Here is a 14,171-nt window from a genome sequence, read left to right on the forward strand (position 1 = left end):
GGGGCAGCGCACCGGCGGTCCGGGCAGCCAGTAACTGCCGCTCGGTGCGGTTCAATGCCCATAAGCCGGACTACGTGGACAAAAGGGGCTAGAACCGGGTACTTTGTGCCACCGCCCACACGGGCCTATTGTGTTCTTGGGCACATCTTCGCCCACGCCGAGGAGGAGTGCTCCCGCGGCTGATCGGCCGCCCTCAACAACCAATAATGGGCCGCCCGTCATTGATAGGTGGTTTGTCTTGACAACACCAAGCTTTATCCCCGTTTCCCCCCGCCCACATGAAGTGGCGAATGATGCCGTAGCTCTAGTCCACAAGTGGCTTGGTCTGGGCATCAACGCTCACAAACCAGAGGCGCCAAAGGCCAAAGAGGCCAGGAAGCTTCTTGACTCGGCGGCACTGCTTGCCGAAGTACTCAAAGATCCCAAAGGACTCGATTTCACCATCGGATTTGTGGACCGGGTGATCCGCCCAGAGGACCTTAATGTAGCGGCCGGGAACTTGGCCGCCCTAGCCGGGGACGCGCCGTCGTTCTTGCCCTGGTATATGAAGGCAGCAGTCCGCACCGGCGGGGTGCTGGCGCCAAAACTCCCCTGGCTTGTTGTGCCCGCCTCCCGGGCAGTATTGCGCCAAATGGTCTCTCACCTCATTGTCGACGCCCGGCCCAAACAACTAGGCACCGCCATCAACAAACTCCGCGCCGATGGCACACGCCTCAACGTCAATCTTTTGGGCGAGGCAGTACTGGGCGATGCCGAGGCTGATGCTCGATTAGCCGGAACCCGTGAACTGTTGGCCCGCGAAGATGTGGACTATGTCTCCATCAAGGTTTCCTCTGTGGTGTCTCAACTGAACATGTGGGCCTACCAAGAAACCGTTGAGAAAGTCTCCGAGCGGCTATTGCCCTTGTACCAACTGGCCGCGGATTCTGCTGTCACCAAGTTCATCAACCTCGATATGGAGGAGTACCACGACCTCCACCTCACCGTGGACGTGTTCAAACGCATCCTCTCCAACGAGAAACTCAAAAACCTGGAGGCTGGAATTGTCCTCCAAGCCTATTTGCCGGATGCGCTCGCCGTCCTCCAAGACCTTTCGGCTTGGGCTGCGCAACGCAAGCAAGCCGGTGGCGCCGGAATCAAAGTGCGTCTAGTTAAGGGTGCCAACCTAGCCATGGAACGCGTTGATGCGCAATTACACGGCTGGGAATTAGCCACTGTTGCTTCTAAACAAGACGCCGACACTAACTACAAGCGTTGTTTGGACTGGGCTCTGACCCCGGAGCACACTGCTGCTTTGCGTTTGGGTGTTGCTGGCCACAACCTCTTTGACATCGCGTTCGCGCACGAATTATCCGTACGCCGCGGAGTAGCGGACCGGATCGAATTCGAGATGCTCTTGGGGATGGCCGAGGAACAAGCCACCGAGGTTCGCAAGGATGTTGGCGAACTCCTGCTTTACACGCCGGTGGTCCGTCCGAAGCAATTCGACGTTGCCATTAGCTATCTGATTCGCAGGCTTGAGGAGAATGCCAGTCAAGACAACTTTATGTCCGCCGTATTTGAGCTCGATTCAAGCCCTGAACTGCTGGAACGGGAAACGCAGCGGTTTTTGAATTCCCTTGATGCGATGGATACCTCTGTTCCTTCGGCCAACCGGCATCAGGAACCCACCAGAGCCCCAGCTGTTGATCCCGGCAGCTTCACCAACGCCACCGATTCGGATTCCTCTTTGCCCAATATTCGCGAGTGGGCCACAGAGGTATTGTCCCGGGTGGAAACCTCCAGCTTGGGTACGCAGTTGATCCAGGACTCGGCGGCAACCACTGCCGAGGCTGTGGATGCTCTGATTACCCGAGCCACCTCAGCTCAGAAAGGGTGGGCCTCATCCGGTGGCAAGGCACGGGCGCACATCCTGCGCCAAGCTGCCGTGGAGCTCTCGGAGCGCCGCGCCGAGTTGATTGAAGTGGCTGCCAGCGAAACGGGCAAAACTCTCGCCGAGGGTGACATAGAAATCTCCGAGGCGGTTGACTTCGCCAACTTCTACGCGCTGGGCGCTGAAAAATTGGAACAGGTTCAGGGTGCGCGTTTTGTCCCATCTCGCCTAACAGTGGTGACTCCCCCGTGGAATTTCCCCATTGCAATTACTGCGGGCTCGGTGCTGGCGCCGCTGGCTGCCGGTAGCAGTGTGATCATCAAACCGGCGCCCCAAGCCAAACGTTGCGCGGCAGTGGTGGTAGAGGCCTTGTGGAACGCTGGTGTGCCGCGTGACGTATTGATCTTGGCGGACGTGGAAGAGGGCCCTCTGGGGCAGCGTCTGATCTCTCACCCAGCCGTAGACCGGGTGATCCTTACGGGTGCCTACGACACTGCGAAGTTGTTTAAGTCTTGGCGGCACGACTTGCCACTTTTGGCGGAGACCAGCGGGAAAAACTCGATTATTGTGACCCCCAGCGCCGACTTGGATGTTGCAGCAAACGTTGTGGTTAAGTCTGCCTTTGGTCACGCCGGCCAGAAGTGCTCGGCAGCGTCCTTGGTTATTTTGGTGGGCTCAGTGGCCAACTCAGAACGCTTTCGGCACCAATTGCTAGATGCAGCAGCATCGCTCAAGGTTGGTTTCCCTTCCGATCCCGAGACCGAGATGGGTCCGATCATTGAGCCAGCTTCGGGCAAGCTCAAGGATGCTTTGACGACGCTCGGAAGTGGCGAGCAATGGCTGCTTGAACCCCGCAAACTCGACACCGAGGGTCGCCTTTACTCCCCAGGCATCCGGACCGGCGTGGCCCCACAAAGCTATTTTCACCTGACAGAATTTTTTGGGCCTGTTCTTGGTGTGATGACTGCCGCAACGCTTGAGGAAGCCATCGAGCTGCAGAATGCAAGCGCCTACGGACTCACTGCTGGTCTGCACACGATGGATCCAGCGGAGCTGCAATTGTGGTTGGACACCGTTGAAGCTGGAAACTTGTACGTCAACCGAGGCATCACCGGGGCTATTGTTCAACGCCAGCCCTTTGGCGGGTGGAAGCGATCTGCAGTTGGTGCCGGCGCCAAGGCTGGTGGCCCCAACTACTTGATGCACTTGGGGCATTGGGAACCAGTGCCCTTGGCAAGTGTTCCAAAGGTCATCCCGCTGGCTCAGATCACTGCGGCCATCAGCGTCGCAGAAAGTGACCTGGGGCCGGATGGCGTAGCAATGGTTTCGCGTGCCGCGGCCGAGGATCAGTTCCAGTGGGATAACGAATTTGGCGTCAACCGCGATGTTTCAGCGCTGGCGGCCGAACGCAACGTATTCCGCTACCTACCGGTTCCGGTTGAGCTGCGCTTGGGCTCCACCAGCGCCAATGCGGATGTGCTTCGTGTGGCAATTGCCGGAGTTCGTGCCGGGGCCAAAGTTACGCTCAGCGTGCCAACGGCTTTGCCTCCAGCACTGAGTAGCGCCTTGTTACGGTTGGGCGTTCGCCCCATGGTGGAGAACGACGCCGATTGGTCAGTTCGTGTTGCCAGCTTGGGATCCTGCCGCGTGCGTTTGGTAGGCGACGACGACGGCGCTGCCGCCGCCGCGCTTTTCGCCGCTAGCGAGGGCTCACCGGATGTAGCGATTTACGCTGGTCCGGTGACGGAGGCAGGCCGCGTTGAACTTTTGCCTTTTGTGCACGAGCAAGCAGTGACGATCACCGCGCACCGCTTTGGTAACCCGGACAATGTCTCTGCCACAGTTCTGGAAAACTTTCAGAACTAGCTGGCAATAGCAACAAAGAAGCCCGGTTGTTTCCACTGTAAAAGTGGAGACAACCGGGCTTTTTGTTCAGAACGTTTGATGGTTACCGAACGTCGTCGTCGACCCAGTCCATGGACTTGGTGACTGCCTTCTTCCACAAACGCATCTGGCGCTCACGCTCGTCGTCTTCCATGGAAGGCTCCCAGCGCTTGTCTTCGTTCCAGTTTGTGGAGAGTTCGCCGAGGTCCTTCCAGAAACCAACAGCAAGACCTGCAGCGTAGGCTGCACCAAGCGCGGTGGTTTCGGTAACCTTTGGACGGACCACTGGAACACCCAAGATGTCTGCCTGGAACTGCATCAGTGCCTCGTTGGCGACCATTCCGCCGTCGACCTTCAACTCGGTGAGCGGAACACCCGAGTCAGCGTTGACAGCGTCAAGGACCTCGCGGGTCTGGAAAGCTGTTGCTTCCAAAGCAGCGCGGGAAATGTGACCCTTGTTGGCGAAGCGCGTGAGGCCAACAATGGCGCCACGGGCATCCGAACGCCAGTACGGTGCGTACAGACCGGAGAACGCCGGAACAATGTAAACGCCACCATTGTCCTTCACCGAGGCCGCCAAGGTTTCAACCTCAGGGGCCGAGGAAATCATGCCCAAGTTGTCACGCAACCACTGGATCAAAGACCCGGCAACAGCGATGGAACCTTCAAGAGCGTAGTGAGCTGGCTGGTCACCAAGCTTGTAGCCCACAGTGGTCAGCAGACCGTTCTTGGAGTGAACAATGTTTGTGTCAGTGTTGAAGATCAAGAAGCAACCCGTACCGTAGGTGTTCTTAGCTTCACCAGCTTCGAATGCCGCCTGACCAAAGGTTGCCGCCTGCTGGTCACCGAGGATGCCTGATACGGGAACTTCGCGCAACAGCTGAGAAGTGTGAACCGTACCGTAGACCTCAGAAGAGGAGCGGATTTCCGGAAGCATAGAAGCCGGAACACCAAAGGCGTCCAAAATTTCCTGATCCCAGCTCAAGGTCTCAAGATCCATAAACATGGTGCGCGAGGCGTTGGTGACGTCAGTAGCGTGAACGCCACCGTCTACACCGCCGGTCAGGTTCCACAGAACCCAAGCGTCGGTGTTACCGAAGATCAAATCGCCAGCTTCTGCCTTTTCACGAGCACCTTCAACATTGTCCAAAATCCACTTGATCTTGGTGCCTGAGAAGTAGGTTGCCAGGGGCAAGCCGACTTTTTGCTTAAAACGGTCCAGGCCGCCGTCCTTGGCAAGTTCTTCAACGATGGACTGTGTGCGGGTGTCTTGCCAAACGATGGCGTTGTAAACAGCTTCACCGGTGTTCTTATCCCAAACAACAGCGGTTTCGCGCTGGTTGGTAATACCTACGGCGGCAATATCATGCCGTGTGAGGTTTGCCTTGGACAACGCAGAACCGATGACTTCGCGGGTGTTGTTCCAAATCTCTGCCGGGTTGTGCTCAACCCATCCGGCCTGCGGGAAAATCTGCTCGTGTTCCATTTGACCGGTGGAAACAATGTTTCCCGAGTGGTCAAAAACGATTGCTCGGCTGCTCGTGGTGCCTTGGTCGATGGCGATGACATATTGCGACATGGTGACGTCCTTGTCAGTTGCTTGGATTTTTGGGTGCGGCGCCTATCAGCGCCGCACCCCTTTCAACGTTCTAGATGTAACTGATGCGATGCAGCGTGACTAGGCAGCTGCGGTAAAGATGATCGGCAATACACGGCCGAGCAGACCAGCGATCACACCACCCACGAGTGGGCCAACTACTGGGATCCAGGCGTAGCTCCAGTCGCTGGAACCCTTGCCCTTGATCGGTAGAAGTGCGTGAGCAATACGCGGGCCAAGGTCACGTGCCGGGTTGATGGCGTAGCCGGTGGGTCCACCAAGGGATACACCGATACCAACAACCAATAGAGCTACCGCCAGTGGGCCCAAGCCCGAGGGGGTGCCGCCGAAGGCCAAGATCACAAATACCAATACGAAGGTACCGATGACCTCAGTAATAACGTTCCAGGTGTTGTTACGGATCGCAGGACCAGTGGAGAAAACACCGAGCTTGTTAGCCGCCTCAGGCTCAGCGTCGAAGTGCTGCTTGTAGGCCAACCAGCAGAACACTGCGCCGAGGAATGCGCCGAGAAGTTCGGCGCCCAAGTAAGTGACGGTGGATCCAAAGGAGATCGGGACGCCGGCGGCGTATTCTGCTTTGCCAGCAGTCAGCAACCCGATGGTCACAGCAGGGTTCAAGTGAGCACCTGACTTCGCAGCAACATACACACCTGCGAACACGGCAATACCCCAGCCCCATGTCACCATCAAGAAACCGGCGTTATTGCCTTTGGTTCCTTTAAGCGCCACGTTAGCTACAACGCCACAACCAAGCAGCGTGAGCATACCTGTACCGAACACCTCGGACAGGAAAACAATTCCAAGAGACATCTTTGACTCCTCTATTTTCTGTTGTCAGTTCTTCGTGATGGAAAGAACCGTATTCAATCCCTCGTCCGGAAAGACTTAGGACACCAAACTGTCTACCTGAACCCCATGGCGGCGGTCCAGAATTTCAACAGCGTTCTGGATTTCCTTAGCTACTTGAACCTTGTCCCAATTCAATGTTTCTGACAAGACCTCTGCTACTTCGAGCAGCATCTCACCAGTAACTAATCCCCTAAACGCCAGGGAGGTGCGGCGAATCAAGACGTCAATCAAGTGACCAATTTGTTCGTTCTGGGCAATGAACTCTAGTTCACGAGTGCTCAACTCGTGGGTTGACTGCAACGGCGCGTTGTTACCGGCAGCCATAAATTCAAGAACCTCGTCAGCACGGGCACCGTAACGAGTCAAAAGGACCTCGAGGCGGGCAGCATCCAGGCCCGGCGCAATCCGCTTTTTGATCCATTCCTGCTCGGCTTCAGCGCTTCGCGGATAGTTAGCACCGCCACCGATAGCCAACTCGGCAGTTGACTGACGTCGCTGTACACCAATGATGTCCATGACTTCGTTGGACAGGTGCTCGGAGAGGGCACGGAAAGTGGTCCATTTGCCACCAACCAGCGAGAGCACCGGGGTGCCACCCAAAGAACCGCGCTCAATGCGGTAATCGCGGGAGACAAAGCCCGGCTGGGTCTCATCGTGGCGCGGTAGCGGCCGAACACCGGAGAAGGTGTATACGATCTGTTCGCGTCCCACAGCAATATCCGGGAAAACGTGAGAAATCAGATCGAAGAAGTAGTCGATCTCTTCTTCCGTGCAGACTGCGTCCTCGCTCATGTCCGCGTCGATGTCCGTAGTTCCTACCAAAACCCGGTCACCCATGGGGTAGATGAGCACAATACGACCATCGGTGTGTTCAAAGAAGATTTCTCGACCAGCACAGGCGGCGAGGAGCTCGGGGTGATCCAGAACAATGTGCGAACCCTTGGTACCACCCATAAATGCAGTGGCAGTGCCAAAGGTGGCGTTGGTCTGGTCTACCCACGCGCCGGTGGTGTTCACAATGAGGTCGGCGGTGAAATCAAATTCTTCTCCGCTCAATTCGTCCCGCAACCGTACAGTGCCGTTAGCCTCGCCTGCCGCCCCGGTGCCCACCATAGACAGGTAGTTGGAAGCGCGGGCTTTGTCGCCGCCGGCCTTCTCGCCGTCCTGGAGGACGTCAAGGGTCAAACGCTCCGGGTTGTGAACAGAAGCATCGAAGTATGTAGCAGCGTACTTAATGCCGGAGTTCAAGCGTGGCAATTCCTTGAGTGCTTTCTCGCGGCCAGCGAACTGGTGCCGCGGCACAGTTCCACCGTCACGGGAGAAGGAATCGTAGAGGCTCAAACCTAGCTTGATCAGGAATGCGCCACGTTCTTGCGGCTTACCTTGCTTGTGGGTGAGGAAACGCAACGGTGCGTTCAGAACGCCAGAAAAAGTGCTGAAAATTGGGATGGTGGTTTGCAGCGGCTTCACGTAGTGAGGTGCAATCTTCATCAAGCGGTTGCGTTCAACTACGGATTCACGAACCAGACGGAACTCACCGTTTTCGAGGTAACGGATGCCACCGTGGATCATGTGTGAGGAAGCCCCACTGGCGCCTTGGCAGTAGTCGCCTCGCTCCACAAGGACTACGTCTACACCCTGCAGGGCCAGATCACGGAACGTTCCGACGCCGTTGATACCTCCGCCAACAATCAGGACCTTAGCGGCCGGTCGGCGTCGAATCGACTCGACACTGTTGCGCACCTTTACTTGCGCATCGGCCTGCTGGGCATTCCTAGCCACGGTTTCTCCCTTGAATCTTCACAACATGCGTCTAAGCACTTACCTCGACTATTCTTGAAACTCTGGGAAAAGGCGTCAAGCTATGTGCACATATGTGCAGAACGGATCATTATGCGCAAACAGTCTGATGCTTTGCGGGCGGCCCAAATGTACTATCTGCAAGATCTGACCATGGATGCGATCGCCCGCGAGTTGCGCACCTCACGCTCTACCGTTTCACGCTTACTCTCGGCAGCAAGAGAGAGCGGCCTTGTCCAGATTGAAATCCGCAGCACCGTAGAAAGCGCCCCAGAACTTGAACGCGCTATCCGCCGCAGATATGGAGTGATGGCCCATGTGGTGCCTGTTGCTGACACCCTTGACGAAGGCCAAACCCTAGACCGCGTAGCGCTTCAAGCAGCACGCACTATCTCCTCGTTAGTGGATTCCAATGCCATCGTGGGGGTGGCTTGGGGATCTACTGTGAGCGCGGTGAGCAGGCACTTGAACCGAAAAATTACGCACGACACCGTTATTGTCCAGCTCAACGGGGCTGGTAATACTCAAACAACTGGCATTAGCTACGCGAGTGACATTATGCGCCGCTTCGGTGTGGCATTCGGCGCCAAGGTAGAGCAATTTCCGGTGCCTGCGTTTTTTGATCGGGCGCAGACCAAAGAGGCCATGTGGCAAGAACGCAGTATCAAACGGATGCTAGATCTCCAGTCCCGAATGACAGTGGCTGTCTTTGGTGTGGGCTCCATAGAGTCCGGATACCCAAGCCACGTGTACGCAGGTGGCTACCTTGACGAAGATGATCTTCGCTCCTTGCGGGAAAGTAAGGTCAGCGGCGACGTAGCCACTGTGTTTTTCCGCGCCGATGGCAGCACCGACGGTATTGATCTCAATGAACGTTCCTCTGGCCCCACGCATGCACTTTTGCGTCAAGTGCGTCGCAGAATCTGTGTAGTGTCTGGAGCGGCAAAAATCAATGGCCTCCGCGGCGCGCTGGTGGCTGGGCTTGCAACAGACCTGATCGTTGACGAGGCCACGGCACGCCGCTTGGTGGATAGCGATCTTGCCGCTGGGGCGCAGCCCCAAATGTAGACTCGAGGTCATGAGACTTTCGCCCAAAGTAGCGCTGAACAACGGCGTCTTAATTGACCAGTTGGGCTTTGGCTTGTACAAAGTCCCTTCCGCGGACGCCCGTTCGCTGGTGTTCACGGCGCTGCAAACCGGCTATCGCCATGTGGACACGGCAACTCTCTACGGCAACGAGATAGGGACCGGTCAGGGTGTTGGGATGGCCGGCGATGTTACCCACGACGGCGGGCAATTGGGCCGAGAAGATATTTTTGTCACCAGCAAGTTGTGGAATGACGATCAAGGCTACGACTCGACCTTGCGTGCCTTCGACGAATCAATGTCACGGCTGGGGCTCGAGTACCTGGACATGTACTTGATTCACTGGCCGGTGCCTGGCCGCGGGCTTTTTGTGGAGAGCTACCGGGCCATGGAAACCCTGTACAACGAGGGCAGAGTCCGGGCCATTGGTGTCTCCAACTTTCAGCCAGAACACCTAGAACGGCTCCTAGAGGCAAGCAACGTAGTTCCGGCAGTGAATCAAGTAGAGCTGCATCCTTGGCTCCAGCAAAACGAGCTCCGCGAACTCCATGATTCCTTGGGCATCAAAACAGAGGCTTGGAGCCCACTGGGCCGCGGCAAGGTTCTCGAGGATCCAAAGATTGCTGAAATCGCTGCGCAACACCATCGAACTCCAGCCCAGATTATTCTCCGCTGGCACATGCACCAAGGGAACATCGCGATTCCTAAGGCGAGCAGCGCTGCACGAATTCGCGAAAACCTGAACGTCTTTGACTTTGAGTTGGGTGCCCCCGACTTGGCCGCCATTGCTGCTTTAGACCGCGGGTTCCGCAGTGGTTCTGACCCCAACAAGGTTGTCTAGAAATGACTCAACAAGTGAATGAAATCCCCACGCGAGGCTTCCTCAGCCCGCAATTGGCTCAACGTACGCAGCGCCACAGCTTGACCCTAAAATCCAGTACAGCTGCGTCCGGTACAGAAGAATCCGGTACTGAGGTGGCCTATTGGGAATACTCCCCCGTGCTCACGGAGCCCACCTCGGACGGTTCGGCCCCGAAGACCATTTTGGTGATCCATGGCTTCCGCGGAGACCACCACGGTCTTGAGCGGGTGGTTGATGCTTTGCCTGAGTACCGATTCCTGATGCCTGATCTTCCCGGTTTTGGCGAGTCAGCGGCTTTCACTGACCGAACGCACAACATTGCGGGCTACGTGAGCTTTGTTGAGGAGTTTGTTTCAGCCCTAGATCTTGGCCCTGACACGGCACTAGTGGGTCACTCGTTTGGGTCAATTGTGGCGAGCCACTTCACGGCAAAAAACCCGCAGGCGCTACGCCCACTCATCCTCATCAACCCCATTGCTGCCCCCGCCCTCGAGGGCCCCAAGGGGATTATGACAAGGCTGGCAGTGGGCTATTACCAGGCTGCAACCCGGTTACCGGAAGCTGCTGGTCAGGCAATTTTACGCAATAAGGCCATTGTCCGGGTGATGAGTGTAGCCATGGCAAAAACACACGACTCGGGCCTACGCAGATTCATCCATGGCCAGCACGATGCGTACTTCAGTGCCTTCGCCAACCGGACCTCCCTCCTTGAATCGTTCAAGGCATCAGTGAGCACTACGGTCCGCCAAGTAGCTCCGCAACTCAAACTGCCGGTACTACTGATTGCCGGCGAAAAGGACGAGATCGCCACACTGGACTCCCAAAAAGTCCTTCTCGCAGATCTGCCGAACGCTGAACTTCAGGTGATTCCCGGCGTCGGACATTTGATTCACTACGAAACGCCGGAAGCTGCAGCGACTTTTATCCGCGATTTCCTCGAGGAGACTAAATGAAGATCGTGATCGATGCCCGCTTTACTCGCACCGAACAGCACGATGGTATTAGTCGCTACGGGGCCAGCCTGATTGCCGCCACAGCTAAGATCGCTGACGTAACCATGCTTATCAACGACGACCGGCAGCTCAAGCTCCTCCCAGATGTTCCACACGTAAAAATTAGTAGCCCGCTGTCCCCGCGCGAACTTTTTGTGGCACGTGAAATCAACAAGTTGAACGCCGACGTAGTGGTGTGCCCCATGCAAACTATGGGCAGTTGGGGCCGCAAATACGGTTTGGTCCTGACTTTGCATGACCTCATTTACTATGAACACCCTGCCCCTCCAGGCTTTTTGCCAGCACCAGTCCGCGTGTTGTGGCGTTTGTATCACAAGGCATTTTGGCCACAGAGATTGCTCCTGAACAGGGCTGACGTGGTGGCCACCATCAGCAAAACAACCGAAGCGCTAATCAAAAAGCACAAACTGACCCGCCGCCCGGTAAAGATCATTAGTAACGCACCCCAACCCGGTGCAACTGCGCGCAACCCTGACGAGTCCCCTGAAAAAACGTTGCTCTACATGGGCTCCTTTATGGAGTACAAAAACGTAGAAACACTGATCAAAGGAATGGCTAGTCTCGATGAGTATTCTCTCCACCTCCTGAGCCGAATTACCCCGGAGCGCCGAGCACAGCTAGAAGCCTTGGTGCCCGCTGGTGCCAAGGTTATATTCCACAACGGTGTGAGCGAAGAAGAATACAACTCGTTATTACGCACATGCACTGCCCTCGTCACTCTCTCCCACGCGGAAGGTTACGGCCTACCCTTGGTTGAAGCCATGGCTTTGGGCACGCCGGTGGTGGTGAGTGACACCGACATTTTCCGTGAAGTGGGTGGCGAAGCTGCAGCTTATGTTCCAGCCGACTCGCCACAAGACTTTGCAGCGGCCGTCCACGAGCTTGAAGCGCCTGGAGTTTGGAGCGAACGTTCACGAGCCGGTGTGGAACGCGCCGCAGCTTTCTCCTGGTCGGAATCTGCACGCCAGCTGCTTGAGGTCGCTGAAGGCATCGTTCAGGACCGCGCGCTCGATGCAGCGAGCAAAACGAAGCGTTAGAGTACGTCCACGCCGTCGAGCCGAACCTGCACCGGCTGATGTGTTCGTTTGGCAGCTGAAGCAGCTTTGGCTGCCCGCAAAATCCCTGTGGCCTTGGCGGCTTGAGCGTAAGGGATAAACACGAGGGTGCGGACCTCGTCCTCCGCGTCTGACACGGCAGCGTGGTTCCCTGGTGCAGCAGCCGGGCCAGCCACCCGTAATGAAAGTTCTCCAGTGAGAGCTTGGGTCAAGTGTTCGACGCCGGGGCGGGGCCCGGTAAGCGCTGCCACGCGCACCGCCGGTGGGAGGCCAAGGTCGCGGCGAAGTTCTAGTTCCCGGCTTGCGAAGCCAGCCGGATCCCAGCGCAACAAGGCACCAACGGAGGCTTCGTCGTCGGCCGTAACCACTATGACACCACCATCTTTGGCTGGCCGCACCAAGGCAGCAGCGTTGAACCAACGCCGCACCGTGTCTTCACCGGCGCGGAGTGACTCGCGACGTAGAAGCATGTTGCCATCTAGAAGCAACGCCGCAGCGTAGCCGTCCTCAGCAACGGGTTCCGCACCTACCGTGGCAACCACCAGGGTTCGTTTGCCTTTGACAAAACTTTTGACGTGCTCCCCCGAGGAATTAACCACGGTAGCCCCTGGGAACGCCCTGCCTAGTTCTTCGGCGGTCCGCAAAGCACCGCTGCCAGCCATTTGAAGCCCGTGACCTTGGCAATACTGGCACGTAAATTGTGGCTCAGGCGTGGAGCACCAACGGCACTGTGGAAGAGGAGTTTGCTGCACGTTGTTTCCGGCGGCCGTTACGGCCAACGGCCCTTGGCAGTGAGTACATCGCGCCGGTTCGCGGCACGTGGTGCAAAGAAGTGTTGGCGAATAGCCACTTCGAGCCACTTGCACCAGAACAGGGCCGTGATCAAGCGCTTCTTTGGCGCTTTGCCAGGCCACGTGGGGCATCCGGGCGATGGCAGCTAGAGGATCGCGCTCTTGCTGGAAACTATCAGCCGTATTAACCACGCGTGCCGTGACAGTACGCAGGATATTTCGTGGCGCGGTGATGGAGTTAGCCCAGCGGCTCTCAACCAGCCGCTGAGCTTCTGTACTGCGTGAATGTGCAGCCAGAAGCACTGCTGCGTTGCTGAGCCCTGCGCGCAAAAGTAAAACCTCGCGGGCGTGCGGGTAAGGGGCTCGTTGCTCAAGATGCAGGTCATCGCCGTCGTCCCAGCACACCACAAGACCAAGGTTTTTTACTGGCGCATAAGCCGCGGAGCGAGTACCAATCGCTACCCCCGCTTCCCCGTGCAACAAGCGCATAAAATGCCCGTAGCGGATGGTGGGGCCGTCCTCCCCCGTCAACCGGGCGATGTCACTGGCCGGCAGGAGCTCCAACATTGCGGCTTCCAAACGAGCGAGATCACGCTGATCGGGGACTACCAGCACTGCTGTTCTCCCACTTGCACGGACAGTCGCTGCCGCTTGGGCCAATAGCTCAGGCCAGCCGTCCACCCCATATCCTTGGGCCGCGCTCAGCACAGCTCTGGGCGAGTGTCCTTCGCGGAGGTGGGCCAAAAAAGCAGCCCCACTGGTGTACGCATCCCACCCCGAACTCTCCGGCAGGTCAATGTCCAGAGTCTCCGATGGGGCTTGGACTCCGGGGTAACGCACTAGATATTCTTTTTCGACACCTGCCACCCGTGGCGGCACCGCTAAGCGAATAACGTCACTGAGGGTTCCCGCATACCGCGCAGCCACCGATTCACACAAGGCAACAACATCTTCACTCAGCGCAGGTACCGGTGAGATCAGCTTTCCCAGTGGTACCAAGTCACGTTCGGCTTCGCTACTTTCAACGCGCCCCACCACAAAACCTGAGACGTCCCTGCCAGAGAAGGGAACCTTAACTCGCACACCTGCTTGAGCTGTGTCAGCCATACTCGCTGGCACCCAATAGTCGAAGGTTCGGTCCAAGTGTGGCAAGGAGGATTCAATGACCACTCGTGCAATCGGCAGGTCTGTAGCCAGAGGTACACCTGCCTTGGCAGGCAGCTTCTTAGGCGAACTAAAACCCTGGAGCAGGCTTGGCTGCCGGTACTCGGCGTTTGTGGCCTCCACGGATGCGGCGCTCGCTGAGGTGCGAGCAGTGGAGCGAGACTGATGGTCCATCA

Annotated in this window: 9 protein-coding genes; 5 read left to right on the forward strand and 4 right to left on the reverse strand. The window is 57.2% G+C overall.

The features are described 5' to 3' along the window. Positions 1-238: 238 nt before the first annotated feature. Positions 239-3,739: a bifunctional proline dehydrogenase/L-glutamate gamma-semialdehyde dehydrogenase gene (locus ACQR35_RS03990; protein ID WP_430269280.1), complete on the forward strand. Its 3,501-nt coding sequence runs from the start codon at positions 239-241 to the stop codon at positions 3,737-3,739. Between the two features lie 82 nt (positions 3,740-3,821). Here the strand turns inward: ACQR35_RS03990 and glpK are convergent, their stop codons facing one another. From glpK to ACQR35_RS04005, 3 genes are all read right to left on the reverse strand, one after another. Continuing rightward, positions 3,822-5,336 carry a glycerol kinase GlpK gene (glpK, locus tag ACQR35_RS03995; RefSeq protein WP_430269281.1) on the reverse strand — a complete coding sequence of 505 codons (1,515 nt, stop codon included), beginning with the start codon at positions 5,334-5,336 and terminating at the stop codon, positions 3,822-3,824. 99 nt (positions 5,337-5,435) lie between these two features. Next, the gene (locus ACQR35_RS04000; RefSeq protein ID WP_430267197.1) at positions 5,436-6,185 is read right to left on the reverse strand and encodes an MIP/aquaporin family protein; all 750 of its coding nucleotides are present in this window, start codon (positions 6,183-6,185) and stop codon (positions 5,436-5,438) included. A gap of 75 nt (positions 6,186-6,260) precedes the next feature. Next, entirely contained in the window at positions 6,261-7,967 is a 1,707-nt protein-coding gene (locus tag ACQR35_RS04005; protein WP_430269480.1) for a glycerol-3-phosphate dehydrogenase/oxidase, read from the reverse strand. 150 nt (positions 7,968-8,117) lie between these two features. On the opposite strand from ACQR35_RS04005, the gene ACQR35_RS04010 reads away from it, so the two are divergent. The 4 genes from ACQR35_RS04010 to ACQR35_RS04025 are packed head-to-tail and all read left to right on the forward strand — an operon-like array spanning position 8,118 to position 12,022. Next, positions 8,118-9,092 carry a sugar-binding transcriptional regulator gene (locus tag ACQR35_RS04010; protein WP_430269282.1) on the forward strand — a complete coding sequence of 325 codons (975 nt, stop codon included), beginning with the start codon at positions 8,118-8,120 and terminating at the stop codon, positions 9,090-9,092. Between the two features lie 10 nt (positions 9,093-9,102). After that, positions 9,103-9,951, forward strand: coding sequence for an aldo/keto reductase (locus tag ACQR35_RS04015; protein WP_430269283.1), 849 nt, complete (start codon positions 9,103-9,105; stop codon positions 9,949-9,951). 2 nt (positions 9,952-9,953) lie between these two features. Continuing rightward, positions 9,954-10,925 (forward strand): alpha/beta fold hydrolase, encoded by a 972-nt coding sequence (locus ACQR35_RS04020; protein WP_430269284.1) that lies wholly within the window; start codon positions 9,954-9,956, stop codon positions 10,923-10,925. Further along, on the forward strand, positions 10,922-12,022 hold the full coding sequence (locus ACQR35_RS04025) for a glycosyltransferase family 4 protein (RefSeq protein WP_430269285.1): 1,101 nt from the start codon (positions 10,922-10,924) through the stop codon (positions 12,020-12,022). The genes ACQR35_RS04020 and ACQR35_RS04025 overlap by 4 nt, the downstream gene beginning before the upstream one ends. Here the strand turns inward: ACQR35_RS04025 and ACQR35_RS04030 are convergent. Further along, a complete protein-coding gene (locus ACQR35_RS04030; protein ID WP_430269286.1) occupies positions 12,019-14,169 on the reverse strand; it encodes a primosomal protein N' in 2,151 nt (716 codons plus the stop codon). The two genes, ACQR35_RS04025 and ACQR35_RS04030, sit on opposite strands and share 4 nt — an antisense overlap. Positions 14,170-14,171: the final 2 nt, after the last annotated feature.

Origin of the sequence: Pseudarthrobacter sp. J1738, assembly GCF_050490315.1 — a bacterium.
Classification (GTDB): domain Bacteria; phylum Actinomycetota; class Actinomycetes; order Actinomycetales; family Micrococcaceae; genus JBNPEO01.

Excerpts from the sequence above, each read along its gene's own strand:
- glpK (WP_430269281.1), bottom strand. The coding sequence starts at position 5,336 with ATGTCGCAATATGTCATCGCCATCGACCAAGGCACCACGAGCAGCCGA.
- ACQR35_RS04000 (WP_430267197.1), bottom strand. The coding sequence starts at position 6,185 with ATGTCTCTTGGAATTGTTTTCCTGTCCGAGGTGTTCGGTACAGGTATG.
- ACQR35_RS04010 (WP_430269282.1), top strand. The coding sequence starts at position 8,118 with ATGCGCAAACAGTCTGATGCTTTGCGGGCGGCCCAAATGTACTATCTG.
- ACQR35_RS04015 (WP_430269283.1), top strand. The coding sequence starts at position 9,103 with ATGAGACTTTCGCCCAAAGTAGCGCTGAACAACGGCGTCTTAATTGAC.
- ACQR35_RS04020 (WP_430269284.1), top strand. The coding sequence starts at position 9,954 with ATGACTCAACAAGTGAATGAAATCCCCACGCGAGGCTTCCTCAGCCCG.
- ACQR35_RS04025 (WP_430269285.1), top strand. The coding sequence starts at position 10,922 with ATGAAGATCGTGATCGATGCCCGCTTTACTCGCACCGAACAGCACGAT.
- ACQR35_RS04030 (WP_430269286.1), bottom strand. The coding sequence starts at position 14,169 with ATGGACCATCAGTCTCGCTCCACTGCTCGCACCTCAGCGAGCGCCGCA.